This window comes from Pseudomonas sp. HP_12 (assembly GCF_055283955.1).
Genome location: NZ_JBTOQG010000018.1, coordinates 1 through 17,599, shown reverse-complemented (window position 1 = coordinate 17,599; position 17,599 = coordinate 1). Strand labels below are relative to the sequence as shown.

Sequence of the window (17,599 nt, the reverse complement as noted above, 5' to 3'; positions counted from 1 at the left end):
ACTGCAGATGCATATCTGATGCTCGAAGGATGTGGGGCGACGGCATTATCGGAAGACAGATGCGTATGAACATGGTGACTGTCGTCCTTACTTTTCCGAATTTGATGTACCTCCGTGGAGATATTTCAAAAGATGCAAACTTAAGAGTGCCACCAGATTTAAGGGTCTGGATACTCTGGCTCTACATCAATCTAAATACAGTATTTGCATGCATGATCGGGCTTTATGCCTTTATCACAGCACAGTGAGAGAAGTGAAAGAAATGACCGACGAATATCTCTATGAATGGGCGCAGTAATGGTAGATATCCCTACCGGACTACTGGCACTCATTTTGACAGTGATCACGGCCTTGCATCTCGCCGGCTACTACATCTTCTTCTACATCAACTTGGAAAAAATCGAAAACTACCTATGCGATATTGAAATGTTTTCATTGAACAGAGATTTCTACGGAGACAGCCTTTTCGGACGAAGAATGAGGGAAACCTTTGTAATGCTGGTCGCAGTCGCACCTGAAATCTTCTGGAGGCAGGAGCGCATTCCCAGGCAAAAACTTCTCAAACTGCCTCCCCGACTGCTGTGGGGAGTGCGGATAATTTATGGCTCGATGATTCTCATCGGCGTGAGTAGCGGACTGCTCTACTATTTTCGCGCGCCTCATTAACGCACTCAAAGGGCGCTGCCCTGACATGGGTCTACTTCTCCGCAGGTTGAAAAACACAAATAAGGTTCCAAGCTGCCACGCCCCACCAAGCAGCTCTGCAGGTGAGCAATACGTCTGAAGAACCGATTCGCGAACTATTCCCCCTCCCCTCCTCTCTTAGTCCAGCAGACCAGACGTCGTACGCCCGCCGTCTACACTTCCCACACGACCAAAAGAGGATTCCCCCATGCTATGGAAAAAAGGACGTCGCAGTGACAACGTCGTGGACGCACGCGGCGATTCCGGGGGTGGCGGTGGCGGCGGGATGCGCATTGGCGGCAAGGGTCTGGGGCTTGGCGGGATCGTGATCATTGTCGCGATCGGTCTGCTGACCGGGCAGGACCCGATGCGAATTCTGGGCGAGATTACCGGCCAGATGGGTTCGGAGCAGACCGCAGCGGTCAATCCGCAAACGCGCCAGGCGCCACCGGCCAATGACGAGCAGGCCGACTTCGTGCGCGCGATCCTGGGCGACACCGAGGACACGTGGCAGCAGGTGTTCCAGCAAATGGGGAGCCAGTACAAGGCGCCGACCCTGATTCTGTTCAGTGGCCGGGTGCAATCGGCGTGCGGCTCGGCGTCTTCGGCGAGCGGCCCGTTCTATTGCCCGGCTGACCAGCGCGTGTACCTGGACATGGAGTTTTTCCGTGAGATGAGTCAGCGTTTCAAGGCGGCGGGAGATTTCGCTCAGGCGTACGTGATTGCTCACGAAGTTGGCCATCATGTGCAGACCTTATTGGGGGTTTCGGCTAAAGTTGACGCCGCCCGCCAACGCGGCATGAAAATGGAAGGTGACAACGGTTTGCTGGTGCGTCAGGAGCTGCAAGCTGACTGCCTGGCAGGCGTTTGGGCCAACAACGCACAAAAGCGTTTGAACTGGCTGGAGCCGGGTGATATTGAAGAGGCGCTGAACGCCGCCAACGCCATTGGCGACGACCGCTTGCAGCAACAGGGTCAGGGCCGGGTCGTGCCGGACTCGTTTACCCACGGCACTTCTGCCCAGCGGGTCCGCTGGTTCAAGACAGGTTTTGCCCAGGGACAAATCAACCAATGCGATACGTTCGCCGCCAAGAGCCTCTGATCACATGATGAAACCGCTTTCGATCCTGTTGTTGGGCACCCTGATGAGCCTCAATGCTCATGCGGCGGATCAGGCGGTTAAAGCCATCAGCCCCGACCGGCTGCAGATCAACGGAACGACCCAGGCCACCCTCGGCCTGAGTCAGAACTGGGTTCGTCCCAGCCCGCAGGTCCAGCGGGTGGTCATTGTTTTCCACGGTCGGCTGCGTAACGCGCAAACCTACCTGCGCAGTGTCGAGCGCGCAGCCAACCAGTCCAGGCAGCGATCGAAAACCCTGCTGATTGCGCCGCAGTTTCTCGACGAAAAGGACATCGCAGAACACCGCCTGCCTGAGTCGGTACTTCGCTGGCACACCAATGACTGGATGGCGGGCGAGAAGTCACTGGGCCCCAAGCCGGTCAGCTCCTTTGTGGTCATCGATCACATCCTCAAGCGTCTGAGCGACAGTAAGCTGTTCCCCAACCTGAAGGAAATCGTGATCGCGGGCCATTCCGGCGGTGCGCAGGTTGTGCAGCGCTACGCGATGATTGGTGGCAAGGAAGATGCCTTGCTGAAGAAGGAAGGCATCAAGCTGCGCTACGTGATCGCCAATCCGTCTTCGTATGCGTATTTCGACGCGACGCGGCCTGTGCCGGTCGACGCGGCAAGCTGCCCGACTTTCGACACCTGGAAGTACGGTCTGAACAAGCTACCCGCCTATGCCGGCAAGGAAACACCGGCCGAGCTTGAGGCCGCATACGTGAAGCGGGACATTACTTATCTGTTGGGCGAGCTGGACACCGATCCGGAGCACCCGGCGCTGGACAAGGATTGTGGCGCGGAAGCTCAGGGGCCTCAGCGTCTTGCCCGTGGTCACAACTATTTCGATTACCTGACCAAGCGCCACCCGGAAGGCTTGAATCAGCGTCTGGTGGAAGTGAAAAACGTCGGGCACAACGGCGACGCGATCTTCACTTCGCCTGAAGGGCAGACGGCGTTGTTCAAGGCCAATTGATATCCGCGCGTTTGGTAGGACTGGTTTCGGCCGGGAAGAGGCCAGCATGTGCAGCGTCAATGTTGCGGTGTAGCGCCAGACGCCTTCCCGGCTGAAGCCGGTCCTACAAATGAACGCAGCCGCCGGTCCTACTGTCTAGACGCGGCATTATGTAGGACCTGCTTTAGCCGGGAAGAGGCCAGCATGTGCAGCGTCAATGTTGCGGTGTAGCGCCAGACGCCTTCCCGGCTGAAGCCGGTCCTACAAATGAACACAGCCGCCGGTCCTACTGTCTAGACGCGGCACTACGTAGGACCGGCTTTAGCCGGGAACAGGCCGGTCTGTACACCATCAATTTTGTGGTGAATTGCCGGACGCGTTCCCGGCTGAAGCCGGTCCTGCCAGAAGGGTGGAATCAGCTCTTTGCGCCAATCATCGCCCGTAACGCCACACAATCCTCCGCATGCCAGTCGGTCAATTCCGGCCACGGGTTTTCCGGGAGATTGACCAGCACCGTCCGGGCCCCGGCCGCTCGACCACAGGCCAGGTCGAACTGATAGTCACCCACCATCACCATTTCCGACGGCTGCACGTTCCAGGCGCTCGCGAGCTTCAGCAGGCCACCCGGATCGGGTTTGGGCGCGGCCTCGTCACGGCCGAGCACATCGTCCACCGCAAAGCAGTCCGCGATGCCGATGGCCTCCAGCGTCACGTGGGCAAGCTCGCGGGCGTTGCGGGTCAGAATGCCTAGGCGATAACCCCGCCCTGCCAGCTCCCTCACCAACTCAACAGCACCTGTCGCGGGTTTGGATTCAATCGCCAACGCGCGCTCGTGCTCCAGCAGCCAGGCATGTTTAGCCGCCGCAACATCCGCCGGCAATGCCGCAAGGTGCCCGAGAATGTCGTCCTCCTGCGGGATATCCAGCGCACGCTTGATCGCCGGAAAATCATGGGCAGCAACGGTCAGCGTACCGTCCATGTCGAATACCCAGTGGCGTACTTGATTGAGGCTCATGACCAATCCTTACGGTGGCGAATCAAACCTTCCTGACTGACCGACGCCACAAGCTTGCCCTCGCGATTGAATACGCTACCTCGGGAGAACCCGCGCGAATTACCGGCCCATGGGCTGTCCATGGCGTAAAGCAGCCAGTCGTCAGCGCGCAGTTCACCGTGGAACCACAGCGAGTGATCCAGGCTGGCGATCTGCATGTCTTTCTGCCAGACCGTCTTGCCGTGGGGCAGCAACGACGTGGTCAGCAGGTTGAAGTCCGACGCGTAAGCGAGCATGTAGCGGTGCAGGGCGGGGATGTCGGGCAGGGTGCCGTCGGCGCGAAACCAGATGTATTTCACCGGGTCAGCAGGCTTCGGGTTGTAGGGATCAGACTCGGTGACTGGCCGGAATTCGATGGGCTTGGGGCACAGCAGTTTGTCCTTCATGTGCTCGGGAATCAGGTGCTCGCGCTGACGCATCAATTCAAGCTCCGACGGCAGGTTTTCCGGGCCGACCACGTGCGGCATCTGGGTCTGGTGCTCGAAGCCTTCTTCGTCGTACTGAAACGAGGCGCTGCAGGTGAAAATCGGATGGCCTTTCTGAATGGCCGTCACCCGGCGCGTGCTGAAACTGCCGCCGTCGCGGACCCGGTCCACCTGATACACCACGGGCAAGTGCGCGTCGCCGGGGCGCAGGAAATAGCCATGCAGCGAATGCACATGGCGCGCGTCTTCAACCGTCTTGCTCGCCGCCGACAGCGACTGACCCAGTACCTGACCGCCAAACAGCTGGCGAAATCCAAGGTCCTGGCTGCGTCCGCGGAAGAGGTTTTCTTCGATCGGCTCCAGACTCAACAGCGACACCAGATCATCCAGCACGTGACTCATTCAGGGTTCCTCACACGGTCGTCTCGCCAACCGTCATCGCATCAATCAGGCCATGGGCGCCGTAGGCCGGCGCATATGGAAGTGGGACGAAATGATACAGAGGTTTGTAGCCCGATTCCCGCAGCTGTTTAAAGCGTCGCCAACCAGCCCGCCCGGTTGATGCGATACAACACGTGGGGCCTGAGTGGATGGCCGTTGGGCAATTTCGGATGATCGAAGTTGTCAGCCGGATCGGTGCGCATGCCGATGGCCTGCATGACCTTCTGCGAGGGCAGATTATTGACCGCCGCAAATGCCACGATTTCGTCCATGTCCAGGTGCTCGAATCCGCAGCCAAGGACCGTCCAGGCGGCTTCGCTGGCATAACCCAGGCCCCAATGCTCGCGGGCCAGGCGCCAGCCGATCTCTACCGCTGGCGTAAATCCTGCTTCGAAGCCCACCACGGCCAGGCCGGTGAAGCCGATGAATTCACCGGTGTCCCTGCGTTCAAGGGCCCAGAAGCCGAAACCATACTCGGCAAAATGCCCGCGCACTCGGCCGATCAGCTTGGCGCTTTCCATGCGGCTCAAGGGCTGCGGAAAGTAGCGCATCACTTGTGGATCGGCGCACATCTTCGCGAAGGCTGGCAAATCATCATCTCGCCATTGACGCATCAACAAGCGTGCGCTGTTGAGCTCAAGAATCGGCTCCATCGATCGTCTCCCTGTTGCCTCGCCTCTCAAAATGCCCGCCGGCTGGCGATCTCCCCGCCCAGGCAAATCGCTGTGCGGTGATCGTCAGAACTGGCAAGATTCCCCTTCGAACCAGACGCGTGCTCACCATGCCCCTGCCCCTCATTTACCACGAAGACTACAGCCCGGACTTTCCGCCCGACCATCGCTTCCCGATGGACAAGTTCCGGCTTCTGCGCGACCACCTTATCGACACCGGCCTGACCACAGATGCTCAATTGTTTCGTCCGCAGGTCTGCCCAACGGACATCCTCGCGCTGGCCCATGACCCCGGTTACATCAGCCGTTATATGGAAGGCGCGCTGGCGCGGGAAGATCAACGTCGCCTTGGCCTGCCCTGGACCGAGGATCTGGCCCGACGTACGGTACGCGCGGTAGGTGGCTCTTTGCTGACAGCGGAACTCGCCCTGCAACACGGACTGGCCTGTCACCTTGCCGGCGGCACTCACCATGCCCATTACGATTACCCGGCCGGGTTTTGCATCTTCAACGACCTGGCGATCATCAGTCAGTACCTGCTGCAAAGCGGACGCGTCGACCGGGTGCTGATTTTTGACTGCGACGTGCACCAGGGTGACGGCACTGCGCGGATTCTCGAACACACCGATGACGCGATCACGGTCTCGCTGCACTGCGAAAAGAACTTCCCTGCGCGCAAGGCCCAAAGTGACTGGGACATTCCGCTGCCGATGGGCATGGGTGACGACGACTACCTGAAGGTGGTCGACGACACGCTCAATTATCTGCTGCCGCTGTATCAGCCCGATCTGGTGCTATACGACGCCGGCGTGGATGTGCACAAGGACGATGCGCTGGGGTATTTGCAGCTGACCGATGCGGGGGTTGCCCGCCGCGACGAGGCGGTGATGCGTCATTGCCTGGGCCGGGACATTCCGGTGATGGGCGTGATTGGCGGTGGCTACAGCAAGGACCGGCAAGCACTTGCTCGACGGCACGGGATTCTGCACCACAGTGCGCAGCGGGTGTGGATAGAGCGCGGGCTTTGAGTGATGACATCACTTACCCACATCCCCTGTGGAACCGCCTGTGGATAACCTGAGTGCAAGGGCGTGATCCCCTGATATCACTGGGGCACGCGCGCACTGTACGTTTTTTGATCGATAAGTTTTCCACAGGCTGGCCGCGTTTCACGAAGCTCGCGTAGAATGCGCGCCCCCTACCCAACCGGTGTCCGCTTAGCCATGACGTCAACCGCCACCTCAAGCTCCCAGACAGTCGCCATCATCGGCGGCGGCCCTGCCGGCCTGATGGCCGCTGAAGTGCTGGGCCACGCCGGTTTCAAGGTGGATCTCTACGACGCCATGCCCTCGGTCGGGCGCAAGTTTCTGCTGGCGGGCGTCGGCGGCATGAACATCACCCACTCCGAGCCGTCCCCTGCGTTCGTTGCCCGCTACGCCGAACGCGCTGCGGTAATCGCGCCCTTGCTGCGCAGCTTCGGCGCCCAGGCGCTGTGCGAGTGGATTCACGGCCTGGGCATCCAGACGTTCGTCGGCAGTTCCGGGCGTGTGTTCCCCACCGATATGAAGGCCGCGCCGCTGCTGCGCGCCTGGCTCAAGCGACTGCGCGAGTCCGGCGTCGTTATCCACACCCGTCATCGGTGGCTGGGGTGGAATGCCGACAATACGTTGCGAGTCGACGGTCCCGAAGGTGAAGTCGCCCTGAACCCTGCCGCCACGCTGCTGGCGTTGGGCGGAGCAAGCTGGTCGCGGCTGGGTTCGGACGGTGCGTGGGTACCGCTGCTTGAACAACGCGGGGTCAACGTCGCGCCGCTGCAAGCCGCCAATTGCGGGTTCGAAGTCTCGGCCTGGAGCGAACTGCTGCGCAGCAAATTCGCCGGCGCGCCGCTGAAGAACATCGCGATGGGCCTGCAGGGGCAAACCCTGCGGCTGGGGGAATGCGTGGTCACTCAGGGCGGTGTCGAGGGCAGCCTCGTTTACGCTTTGTCCGCGCAGATCCGTGAGGCGATCAATCAGTCGGGGTCGGCCACGGTCGAGATTGATCTGCTGCCCGGCAAAAGCGTTGCCGAGGTGCAAAAGGCCCTGAGCAAACCCCGCGGTTCCCGCTCGATGTCCAAGCATCTGCACAGCCAGCTGGGCCTCGACGGGGTGAAAGCGGCGCTGTTACGTGAGCTTACCCCCGCTGCGACATTCGCTGATCCGGCCCTGCTTGCGCGTGCGATCAAGGCCTTGCCGCTGACACTGATCACGCTGCGACCGCTGGATGAGGCCATCAGCACGGCAGGCGGAGTGAAATTCCAAGCACTGAACGAGCACCTGATGATCCCGTCGCTGCCCGGCGTCTTCTGCGCCGGCGAGATGCTCGACTGGGAAGCGCCCACCGGCGGCTATCTGCTGACCGCCTGCTTCGCCAGCGGCCGCGCGGCAGGGCTGGGAATGGTTGACTGGTTGCGCCGCAGTTAAGGCTCAGCGCAACCAAAGGGGATTCACGCCGCGCGATCAACCTGCGGCTCCAGGCCACCGCCAATACCCCGCTTGACCGGCGCTTTGCCGTTCGAGGCTCCGGTAACCCACTTGCCCAACTCGACGCCCTTCAGCTCGATGTACTTATGAGCCAGAGCAGCCAGGCCGATCGCTGCGAGGGTGACGGCAACCACCAGCGCGTTGTTGCCCAGCTCGGAACCTGTGTCCATGAAACGCTGGCCGTTGATCATCGGCGACAGATCGCGGCCGGTGAGCTTCTGCGCCACGATGAACATCGTCGACAGGCAAAACAGCAGCGCAGCGTGGGTCATGTAGATGGAGTACGACAACTTGCCCAACAGCCTGAACACGGCGGTTTTCAGGAACGTCGATACCAGCCCGGCTTCGAATGCGAACACCAGCACCAACACGCAGAACGTCAGACTGGCAATAGGCGAGCGGTCGCTGTAGTCGTTCATCACCATCCAGTACGTTGTGCACGTGAGCGCCACTTCGAGCACCGTCATCAGCCAGCGCACCGGCAGGAATCGGTCGCGAACCAACAGGTAGGCGAGGTACGTGATATTGCCCGCGAAGAAGCAGGACAAACCCAGCATCGCGCGCCAGACCAGCGGTTCGTTTTCGGTGAAGATCATCGTGAATGCGACGACGGCCACGCAGGCAAACATCAGAAAGCGGCTTCTCAGTGAGAGCAGGCACAGCCCGCCGAAGAGCATGTAGATATAGAACTCGATGCTGATGCTCCACGACGGGTAGTTGAATGACATGGTTTCGGTGAGCGTCGTCCAGGCTTGCACCAGCAGCAGATTGGGCAGGATCTCCGACGGGGCGAAGAGCCCGGTGAACGGCACGTTGTTCAAGGTGAAGCCTTTCTTCCAGGCCGCCCAGCGCACCCCTTCGAAGAGGATAAACACCAGCAGCATCACGACGTGCAGCGGGTACAGGCGGAACAGGCGCGAGATGACGAAACGCTTGAAGCCGAATTGCGGCTTCAGCCCATAGGAGTGGGCCAGGACAAAACCGCTGAGCACGAAGAAGAAGTTGAGCAGGATGTCCGCTCTGCGAAAAAACGGCAGCTCGATGAAAGCGCCCACCACGTGCAGGTGATAGAAGACCACCAACAACGCGAAAACGCCCCTGAAACTATCTAGCGTGGTGAATCGCTGAACTGATCCCATGGCCCAACGTCCCGTCCTGAGTGAGAAAACGCCCGCGGCGGCAGCGAGGTCTCGCGGCCTTTACACGGTAGGGGGATGGTGGACTTATCAACAGTTGAAATATTTCATGTCCGGTACAAAGGACAGCGCAAAGATTGACGCCAGCGTTTGACGAGCAGCGGGGCAAGCCATCGGTGAATCAACTATCAACGCCGACAATGTTCGCTACCAATCGTATTGAGTTCTGATTAATTTTGCGGCGAGTAACATCAGCTCCATACCGAGTCACCCACTCATCAAACGTACTGGAGCAACTCCCATGAAAACCAACACACTGATTCTTAGCCTGGCCTTCTCTGTACTGGCAACCAGCGCGTTCGCCCTCACCGCTGTTGATGCCAGCCCATTTGTAAACGCGCCAATCGTTGCTGAAAACGGCTCTTCCCACACCAACATCAATCGTGTTGCTGCTGACGGCGCTAACCGCGTTGGTGCAAATCGCGTTGCTGCTGACGGCGCTGACCGCGTTGGTGCAAACCGTGTTGCTGCTGACGGTGCCGACCGCGTCGGTGCAAACCGCGTTGCTGCCGATGGCGCTGATCGCGTTGGTGCAAACCGTGTTGCTGCCGATGGCGCTGATCGCGTTGGTGCAAATCGCGTTGCTGAAAACGGTTCGTCGCACACCCAGCTGGGTCGTATTGCCGCTGACGGTGCAGACCACGTCGGTGCCAGCCGCCTGAGCTGATCGACACCCTGCTTCTCCCCCAGCCCGGCCTATGCCGGGCTTGATTGTTTCTGGGCCCCGCGTTTTTTCTCCTGCCTATACCTCCGCTCGCACACGACTGTCGGACAATTCCGACATCGGTTTCAGATTCTCGCGAATCTGCCGATACATTCGTACACATGAATGTTTTGCTGGCTCCATAACAAAAACCCTCCAGCTGACGATTTCAAATATTTACGGATCTGGAGAAATGGAATGAACAGCTGGTTCGCGAACATTAGCGTCAACATGAAGCTGGCCCTCGGTTTCGGTGTCGTGCTTGTACTGACTGCCCTGCTGGCCCTGGTGGGCTGGAACAGCCTGGGCAATATGACCTATCGCAGCGACCGCGTTGCCGACATCACCAAACTCAGCCAGAAGCTGACCGACCTTCGGATTACGCGGCTGCAGTACATGCTCAGCAATGGCGACGAAGCCGCTGCGCAGACCGTGCAGACTGCGCTCGAAAGCTTCAAGGCGCAGCAGCAATTTCTGCAGAAAACCTTCAGCAATCCACTGAACGTCGCGCCCATCAAGGCGTTGGGCGAGCAGATCGCCGCTTATGAGACCTCACTGAGCAAAATGCGCGAGGCCTATCAGGCGAGCGCCAAGGTTCGCGCCGACATGGGCGTTGACGCCATGAAGGCGGCCGACCTGATCGCCGCGATCAACGACGACGTAATGAAACTCGACCCGACGGACGAACGCCGTTTCGAGCAGTACCAGGCCGTCATCAAAGCCCGCGAAGACGTGATGCTGGTGCGCTATGAAGTGCGCGGCTACACCGCCAGTGTCTCGGCAAAAACCGAAGACACGGCCATGCGCCAACTGACCAGCGCCATTGACGGCCTCGCTCCGCTCAACGCCATGTTTGGCGGCACTCAGGGCGAACGTCTGAAGCAGCTGGAAGCGGCTCTGAACGGCTATCGCCAATCGGTGCAGGGATTCAAGGTCGCCACGGACACGATCAACACGACGCGCGCCGAGATGACCGAGGAAGGAAGCGCCATTGTCAAATTGGCCCAGCAACTGAATGACTTGCAGATCACCCTCGGCCAGGCCGACAGCCAGCAAGCCCGCACCCTGCAATTGGCCGGCACGCTCCTGGCGCTGATCCTCGGTACGCTGGCGGCGATCATCATTACCCGTCAGATCACCCGTCCGCTTCAACAGACACTGGCCGTGGTAGACCGCATTGCGTCGGGCGATTTGTCCCACGACATGGTCGTGACCCGCAAAGATGAACTGGGCGTTCTGCAAATGGGCATCCAGCGCATGGGCGCCACGCTGCGCGAATTGATCGGCGGCATCCGTGACAGCGTCACGCAGATTGCCAGCGCTGCCGAGGAGCTGTCGGCCGTGACCGAACAGACCAGCGCCGGGGTCAACAGCCAGAAAGTGGAAACCGACCAGGTCGCCACCGCGATGCACGAAATGTCGGCCACTGTTCATGAGGTGGCGCGCAACGCCGAGCAAGCATCGGTCGCCGCTTCCGCCGCTGACAAGCAGGCACGGGAAGGCGACAAAGTGGTGGGTGAAGCGATCGTCCAGATCGAGAAGCTGGCCACTGAGGTGGTTCGCTCCACCGACGCGATGACCGTGCTGGAACAGGAAAGCGACAAGATCGGCAAGGTCATGGACGTGATCAAGGCCGTCGCCGAGCAGACCAACCTGCTGGCCCTCAACGCTGCCATCGAGGCCGCACGGGCCGGTGAAGCCGGTCGCGGTTTTGCCGTGGTCGCCGACGAGGTCCGTGGCCTGGCGCAACGCACCCAGCAATCCACTGAAGAGATCGAAGGCCTCGTCGCCGCGCTGCAAAACGGAACGCGCCAGGTCTCTGAGATCATGCTCAGCAGCCGCAACCTGACTGACAGCTCCGTTGCCCTGACCCGCAAGGCCGGTACCTCGCTGGAAAGCATTACCCAGACGGTGTCGAACATCCAGGCCATGAACCAGCAGATCGCCGCCGCTGCCGAGCAGCAAAGCTCGGTGGCCGAAGAGATCAGCCGCAGCATCGTCAACGTGCGCGACGTGTCAGAACAGACCGCCGCCGCCAGCGAAGAAACCGCCGCGTCCAGCGTCGAACTCGCCCGCCTGGGCAACCAGCTGCAGATGTTGGTCAGCCACTTCAAGGTGTAAACCGGCTTTATCCGCGTCGGGCGAAAAGCCGCCCGGCGCAGGCACTGCAAGGGGTTGAAGACGAAACGCGCAGGCGTATCGGCAAGAAAGGGATTTACTGATCTCACAATTGCCACATACTGCCCGCGCTGTTTTATTTCGTCATATTCATCTCCAACGCCGGGTTTATCTCCATGAAAAGAATGTTGCCTTACCTCCTCAGTGCCGCCCTCTCCCTCGTTCCAGTCGCTTTTTCCCACGCCGCCACGGCACCTGCCCCCGTTCAACTGATCGTCCTGAGTTCCGGTGGGATCATGGGTGCGTTCAAGGCTGTTGCCCCCGACTACGAACAGCGCGCCGGCGTAAAGCTGCAAGGCGAGGTAGCCCCATCGATGGGCGCGACGCCCCAGGCGATTCCAAACCGACTGGCCCGCCACGAGCCGGCGGACGTGGTGTTGATGGTGGGTGCGGCGCTGGACAAGTTGATCAAGGACGGCAAGGTTGATCCGAAAACCCGAGTCGATCTGGGCAAATCCTACATCGCCATGGCCGTACGTCATGGTGCGCCGCACCCTGACATCAGCACCATGGAAGCCTTCAAGCAGACCCTGCTGGACACAAAAAGCATCGCCTATTCGGACAGCGCCAGCGGCGTTTACCTGTCCCGCGTGTTGTTTAGCCAGATGCACATCGCCGATCGCATTCAGAGCAAAAGCCGCATGATTCCCGCCGAGCCCGTCGGTGAAGTCGTTGCGCGTGGAGACGCTGAAATTGGGTTTCAACAGCTGAGCGAGCTCAAGCCGGTGGACGGCATCGACATCATCGGCCTGATCCCCGACCAGGCGCAGCAGATGACCCTCTACTCCGCCGGCGTCGTAACCCAGAGCAAACACCCTGAACAGGCCAAACAATTTCTGGAGTTTCTGAGTTCTTCGGCAGCCGCGCCGGCCATTAAAGCCAGCGGCCTGGACCCGATCGCGAAGTAACGAGGATGCCGCAGATCCTTCAGTTGGCGGATGACCTGTGGGAGCGGGCTTGCTAGCGAAGAGGCCATTACATCCGCTAGATATTTGGTGGAGGGAAGATCGTCTTCGTAAGCAACCTCACTCTCACACTGGACTGCGTCGTAAGCGCAGTGGATGGGCTTATGTGAGCGCCAGCTCGATCAACTCACCGCGCACGTCATCACCCTCAATGTGCAGCACGCCAACCGTGATCGGCAGTTTGAACCGTCGCGGTCCGGCGCTGCCCGGGTTGATGAACAGCACGCCATCGCGCATCTGCTGCAAGGGCCGGTGGGAGTGGCCGGTGACCACGACGCGCACCTCATCTGGCAATGATTTCGGCACATCGGCCAGGATGTGGGTGGTGTAAATCGCTACATCACCGACACGCAAAACTGCTTCATAAGGCACGTCGCACGCCCAGGCGTCATCGGTGTCGTTGTTGCCTCGCACCACCGTCAGTGACGCGATGGCCTTCAACGCTTCGAGAATTTCCGGCTTGCCGATATCGCCGCCGTGGATCAGGTAATCGCAGCCCTGCAACGCCTCCAGTGCCTGAGGGCGCAACAGGCCGTGGGTGTCCGAGATCAAGCCGACCTTTACGCTCATTGTTTAGCTCCCGGATGCCGACAGGGCAGCCTGTTTCGATTGCACGCGCTTCATGCTGATCATCGCCAGCAACGCAACCACGGCCACCAGTCCGGCGAAGAACTCGCCCACATGCTCCAGACCAAACACCCGCACGCTGAAACCCACCGCCACCACCGGCACGGAAATCGACACGTAAAGCACCACAAAGAATGCGGACGTCACCGCTGCCTTCTGATCAGGCGGGCTGCTGGCGGTGACCGCGCCCATGCCGGCGCGCAGGATCATGCCCTGGCCGATGCCTGCCACCAGGCCCGCCGCGATCAACAGACCCAGCTGCGAGGTGGCAATGCTCAGCCCCAGGCAGATCATGCCGGCGATCAATCCCATGCAGCCCAGCGTCATATGCCGTTCCTTCGGCAGCACCTGCAGCAACGCCTGGCCGATGATCGAAGCGACGAAAAACAACCCGATGACGGCGCCGATCAACAACCCGCCCTGCTCGTGCATGACGTGAATCATCACCGACGGCACCATGCTGGTGAACAGACCTGCCACGCTAAAACCCGCCAACCCGGCGATGGACGCGGAAATAAACACGCTGCGCACTAAGGCTGGAACCGATGGCTTCTGAATACCCAGTTTCAGAATGGCCGGACGCTGCACGGTCTCCCGAATCAGCGCGATACCGACCGTCGCCAGCACGAGCATTACCAAGTGCACGTAAAACACCAGATGCAACGCATCCGGCAGAAATTGCGAAGTAAAGCCGGCCAGCAAAGGCCCGATGCCAAGGCCGAACATATTGGCGGCCGTGGCCACCAGCGTGGCGTTCTTCCAGGTCTTGGGGGCCAGTTCAATGACGGCGACAGTTGCCGTGCCGGTCATGATGCCCGCGCTGAAACCGGAAAAAAGCCGTCCGATCAGCAAACCGCCGATCGAATCGCTGAACAGAAAGATCACCGCGCTAATAGCTCCCATCGCCAGCCCTGCCAGCAACAATGGCTTGCGTCCCAACTGATCGGACCAACTGCCGACCGCCAGCAATGCTGCGATGACGCCCGCCGCGTAGATCGAGAAGATGATCGTCAGCCAGCTCGCGTCAAAGCCGAGCCGTTGTTGATAAAGGGCATAGAGCGGCGTGGGCAGCGTGGTGCCGACCATGGCGATGAGTAACGCGCAGGCGGCAAAGATGAAGTCGCGCGTAGAAGAAGAGGAAGCAGGCAAGGACATGAGCGCTCCGGGCACCGGTATAAACAAGACTGGCAGTGTCGCTGATACAGACCAGGCAAGGTAGACCTGAGAGCGTTACCGAGGTTCATGCTGAGGCAATTTTGAAGTATGCGTGAACATATTCATCATCATGTTAAACACTTTGACTTTGCATGCGTCACGCCCATCAGCGCGGATCAGAGGCCCGATTGAGCCATACTGACGAGATAACCAAGACGAAATCGCAGATTTGGAAAACTGCAATACCGATTATCACAAAAGACTTTTACTGAGTGGAAGAAGAACTAAAAGAATGAACTCGTCCGCTGTTTGGCTAACCCGGGAAAGTTCTTTAGAGTCCCGCCCTTAATACCCGCTCAACAGTGAAAAACTTGTGAATAACGATCTACAACTTGTTAAATCAGCATTAACGCGATTCGTCGTCATGCTGGCACTTACGCTCTTCAGTATCGGCATGGTGTTCATCGACATCTTTATCGCTAAAACGAACATTCTCGAAACCTCGTTTACCGAGGTCAGTCAGGAAGTGATGCTGGCAATCATCGCCGGTCTGTTCTGGCTCTCGGCGCGCCAGCCGGGCCAACGTGGCGTTGGCATCCTGATTGGCGGCTTCTTCGCCTGCATGCTGATTCGTGAGCTGGACGGGTTGTTTGACCCCATCAGTCACAGCTTCTGGCTGTGGCCCGCGCTGCTCACCGCTGGCACTTGCCTCTACAAGGCCTTGGGTTACAGGAACGCGTGGCGCGACGTCGTCTCGGGGCTCGCCCGTTTTTCCCTGCGTCCGGCGTTCGGCTTCATCATGGCCGGCCTGCTGGTGCTGATCTTCTCGCGACTCTTCGGCATGGGCTCGCTCTGGCACGGCATCCTTCAGGGCGGCTACGCGCGGCTGGCGAAAACCACCGTCGAAGAAGGCGTCGAACTGCTGGCCTACAGCATTTGCCTGGGCGGCGCCCTGGACTATTTTCTGGAGCTGCGCCGCGATCTTTCGCGCTTTGATGAGCTCACCGAACTGCAGATTTCCGTGCCCGTCAAAGCCAGACGTCGCGCTGTCGCCGAGGCAATGGAAACCAGCGTATGACCCTGGCGTCGGCGCATCGGCGGAGGGTCTTCAGGCACTCAGCCAGCGCCCGATAATTTAGCTGTCGGTTCGCCGACGCGCGCCGACATCGGCATCCCTCTCGCGCCCTCCATCGTGCTAGCCTTGGCACTCTTTGGAGGGATGCGACTGCCCCGCAGGTTGTCCCGGATTTCAGGCAGCCAATCGCCCATGAGCAAGAAAACCCCCGTCACCATTTCCGACATCGCACGCCGCGTGAACATGACGCCTGTCACTGTTTCCCGGGCGCTGAACAAACCCGATCTGGTCAAGCCCGCCACCCTGGCGCGCATCCTGGAAGTGGCGCAAGAACTCGATTACGTCCCCAACGCCTTTGCCCGCAGCCTCAAGCGCAGCGAGAGCATGATCATCGGGGTCATTACCGCGTCGGTGGACAACCCGTTCTACAGCGAGATGATCAAGGCGATCTCCCGCGAGGCGAAGACCCGTGGCTACACCATCATGCTGGTGGACACTGACGGCTCCGAAGAACTCGAAGCCAAAGCGGTGGATACGCTGCTCAGTTATCGCGTGGCGGGCATAGTGCTGTCGCCGGTGTCGGACGAGCCGGCGTACCAACCGGTCTATCTGAGCCGGCTGAGCAATGGCGACATCCCGGTGGTGCAGCTGGACCGCGCGCTGCCTGCCAGCCCGTTCAGCCATGTGGTGCTCGACAACTATCACAGCGGTCTGAAAGGCGCGCGTTACCTGCTGGTGCAGAGCCCGGCGATGCGTCGCATGCTGGTGCTGACCGGTCCTGCGCATTCGCGGATCTCCGAGGAACGCCTGAAGGGCGTGAAGGCGGCGATTGCCGAGAGCGGCAAGCCGGTGCAACTGGATGTGTTTGCCGGTGACTACACCCTGGAACCGTCGCACCAAAGCACGCTGGATTACCTGCGCGACCATCCAGTACCAGACGCCATTTTCGGCTTCAATCAGCTCATAACGCTGGGCGCCATGAAAGCCCTGCGCGACCGCGATATCGCCCACCACAGCGTGGCCATCTGCGGTATCGACCGGCTGCCGTTCGCCGACATCTTTGGCATCCCCATCGCCTGCATCGCCCACGATGCCTCGCTGGCCGGAAGCAGTGCGGTGAAAATGCTGATGGAGCGAATCGAGGATCGGCATTTGCCGAAGGCGCAGGTGGTGATTGTCGGCGAGCTGGAGAATGGCGTTGGCCGGGGGCAGTCGTCCTGACACCGCGCTATCGCGAAGCGAACGGTGCTCATGTGGGAGCCGTCCCGCCGCAAATGCGCCGCGATGTCGCGCAGCAAACACGGTCCATGTGGGAGTGAGCTTGCTCGCGAAAGCGTCAGTCCAGCCATTGCACCTCTAGCGGCTGGAAGTCAGCCTTCGCGAGCAAGCTCGCTCCCACAATTCATCGGCCGGCAGATACACCTGCGTTGTGATCCGACCAACCGATTCCGGACGCGCTTGATGAAAGCCAATCGCCCTGCCGCCGCGCTATAGCAAAGCAAACGGTACTCATGTGGGAGTGAGCTTGCTCACGAAGAAGGCATTCCAGGCGAAGGTGATTTAGCGGTTTCACCGATGCCTTCGCGAGCAAGCTCGCTCCCACAATTCATCGGGCGGCAGATACACCTGCGCTGTGATCTGGCCAACCGATTCCGGACGCGCTTGATGAAAGCCAATCGCCCTGCCGCCGCGCTATAGCAAAGCAAACGGTACTCATGTGGGAGTGAGCTTGCTCACGATATAGGTGTTCCGTTCTTTTCTAGCCGATACTGATTTCGCTGGATGTCTGTTTTCGGCAAGAAGGAACATGCACCCGCAGACTACGAAT

General features: G+C 59.8%; 16 protein-coding genes and 1 pseudogene. 11 read left to right on the top strand and 6 right to left on the bottom strand.

The window, feature by feature from the left end; genetic code table 11:
- The first annotated feature begins 285 nt into the window (after positions 1 to 285).
- The 3 genes from ACYASU_RS13955 to ACYASU_RS13945 all read left to right on the top strand — a co-directional run bounded on the left by ACYASU_RS13955 (position 286) and on the right by ACYASU_RS13945 (position 2,780).
- A complete protein-coding gene (locus ACYASU_RS13955; protein ID WP_463583135.1) occupies positions 286 to 666 on the top strand; it encodes a hypothetical protein in 381 nt (126 codons plus the stop codon).
- A 226-nt stretch (positions 667 to 892) separates the two neighbouring features.
- A complete protein-coding gene (gene ypfJ, locus ACYASU_RS13950) occupies positions 893 to 1,786 on the top strand; it encodes a KPN_02809 family neutral zinc metallopeptidase (RefSeq protein ID WP_282369729.1) in 894 nt (297 codons plus the stop codon).
- A 4-nt stretch (positions 1,787 to 1,790) separates the two neighbouring features.
- On the top strand, positions 1,791 to 2,780 hold the full coding sequence (locus ACYASU_RS13945; protein ID WP_282369731.1) for an alpha/beta hydrolase: 990 nt from the start codon (positions 1,791 to 1,793) through the stop codon (positions 2,778 to 2,780).
- Between the two features lie 394 nt (positions 2,781 to 3,174).
- Here ACYASU_RS13945 and ACYASU_RS13940 read toward each other — a convergent pair whose 3' ends face one another.
- The 3 genes from ACYASU_RS13940 to ACYASU_RS13930 form a co-directional block, all read right to left on the bottom strand.
- Positions 3,175 to 3,774 carry an HAD family hydrolase gene (locus tag ACYASU_RS13940; protein WP_282369733.1) on the bottom strand — a complete coding sequence of 200 codons (600 nt, stop codon included), beginning with the start codon at positions 3,772 to 3,774 and terminating at the stop codon, positions 3,175 to 3,177.
- Positions 3,771 to 4,640 carry an acyl-CoA thioesterase II gene (gene tesB, locus ACYASU_RS13935; protein WP_282369735.1) on the bottom strand — a complete coding sequence of 290 codons (870 nt, stop codon included), beginning with the start codon at positions 4,638 to 4,640 and terminating at the stop codon, positions 3,771 to 3,773. The genes ACYASU_RS13940 and tesB overlap by 4 nt, the downstream gene beginning before the upstream one ends.
- A 128-nt stretch (positions 4,641 to 4,768) precedes the next feature.
- Positions 4,769 to 5,332 carry a GNAT family N-acetyltransferase gene (locus ACYASU_RS13930; protein WP_463583134.1) on the bottom strand — a complete coding sequence of 188 codons (564 nt, stop codon included), beginning with the start codon at positions 5,330 to 5,332 and terminating at the stop codon, positions 4,769 to 4,771.
- 128 nt (positions 5,333 to 5,460) lie between these two features.
- On the opposite strand from ACYASU_RS13930, the gene ACYASU_RS13925 reads away from it, so the two are divergent.
- Together ACYASU_RS13925 and ACYASU_RS13920 are read left to right on the top strand one after the other, a co-directional pair.
- Complete coding sequence (locus ACYASU_RS13925) at positions 5,461 to 6,378, top strand: histone deacetylase family protein (protein ID WP_463583133.1); 918 nt, start codon at positions 5,461 to 5,463, stop codon at positions 6,376 to 6,378.
- Between the two features lie 195 nt (positions 6,379 to 6,573).
- The gene (locus ACYASU_RS13920) at positions 6,574 to 7,812 is read left to right on the top strand and encodes a TIGR03862 family flavoprotein (protein WP_463583132.1); all 1,239 of its coding nucleotides are present in this window, start codon (positions 6,574 to 6,576) and stop codon (positions 7,810 to 7,812) included.
- Positions 7,813 to 7,835: 23 nt separating this feature from the next.
- Here ACYASU_RS13920 and ACYASU_RS13915 read toward each other — a convergent pair whose 3' ends face one another.
- Positions 7,836 to 9,011, bottom strand: coding sequence for an acyltransferase family protein (locus ACYASU_RS13915; protein ID WP_463583131.1), 1,176 nt, complete (start codon positions 9,009 to 9,011; stop codon positions 7,836 to 7,838).
- A gap of 298 nt (positions 9,012 to 9,309) precedes the next feature.
- Here ACYASU_RS13915 and ACYASU_RS13910 point away from each other — a divergent pair, with 298 nt between their 5' ends.
- The 4 genes and pseudogenes from ACYASU_RS13910 (at position 9,310) to ACYASU_RS13895 (ending at position 12,857) form a co-directional block, all read left to right on the top strand.
- Positions 9,310 to 9,735 (top strand): hypothetical protein, encoded by a 426-nt coding sequence (locus ACYASU_RS13910; protein ID WP_463583130.1) that lies wholly within the window; start codon positions 9,310 to 9,312, stop codon positions 9,733 to 9,735.
- Positions 9,736 to 9,897: 162 nt separating this feature from the next.
- Positions 9,898 to 10,989, top strand: a pseudogene (locus ACYASU_RS13905) (methyl-accepting chemotaxis protein); the annotation flags it as partial.
- A complete protein-coding gene (locus tag ACYASU_RS13900) occupies positions 10,975 to 11,892 on the top strand; it encodes a methyl-accepting chemotaxis protein (RefSeq protein ID WP_446731163.1) in 918 nt (305 codons plus the stop codon). The pseudogene ACYASU_RS13905 and the gene ACYASU_RS13900, both read left to right, overlap by 15 nt.
- Before the next feature lie 173 nt (positions 11,893 to 12,065).
- Positions 12,066 to 12,857, top strand: a complete 792-nt coding sequence (locus ACYASU_RS13895) for a substrate-binding domain-containing protein (RefSeq protein ID WP_065987573.1) — start codon at positions 12,066 to 12,068, stop codon at positions 12,855 to 12,857.
- A 159-nt stretch (positions 12,858 to 13,016) separates the two neighbouring features.
- On the opposite strand, the gene ACYASU_RS13890 is transcribed toward ACYASU_RS13895, so the two are convergent.
- Positions 13,017 to 13,484: a metallophosphoesterase family protein gene (locus ACYASU_RS13890; protein WP_463583129.1), complete on the bottom strand. Its 468-nt coding sequence runs from the start codon at positions 13,482 to 13,484 to the stop codon at positions 13,017 to 13,019.
- Between the two features lie 3 nt (positions 13,485 to 13,487).
- The gene (locus tag ACYASU_RS13885; protein WP_463583128.1) at positions 13,488 to 14,696 is read right to left on the bottom strand and encodes an MFS transporter; all 1,209 of its coding nucleotides are present in this window, start codon (positions 14,694 to 14,696) and stop codon (positions 13,488 to 13,490) included.
- A gap of 424 nt (positions 14,697 to 15,120) precedes the next feature.
- Between ACYASU_RS13885 and ACYASU_RS13880 the strand changes: the two genes are divergently transcribed.
- A complete protein-coding gene (locus ACYASU_RS13880) occupies positions 15,121 to 15,774 on the top strand; it encodes a hypothetical protein (protein ID WP_463583127.1) in 654 nt (217 codons plus the stop codon).
- Positions 15,775 to 15,963: 189 nt separating this feature from the next.
- On the top strand, positions 15,964 to 16,992 hold the full coding sequence (locus tag ACYASU_RS13875; protein WP_463583126.1) for a LacI family DNA-binding transcriptional regulator: 1,029 nt from the start codon (positions 15,964 to 15,966) through the stop codon (positions 16,990 to 16,992).
- The last annotated feature ends 607 nt before the right edge of the window (positions 16,993 to 17,599 follow it).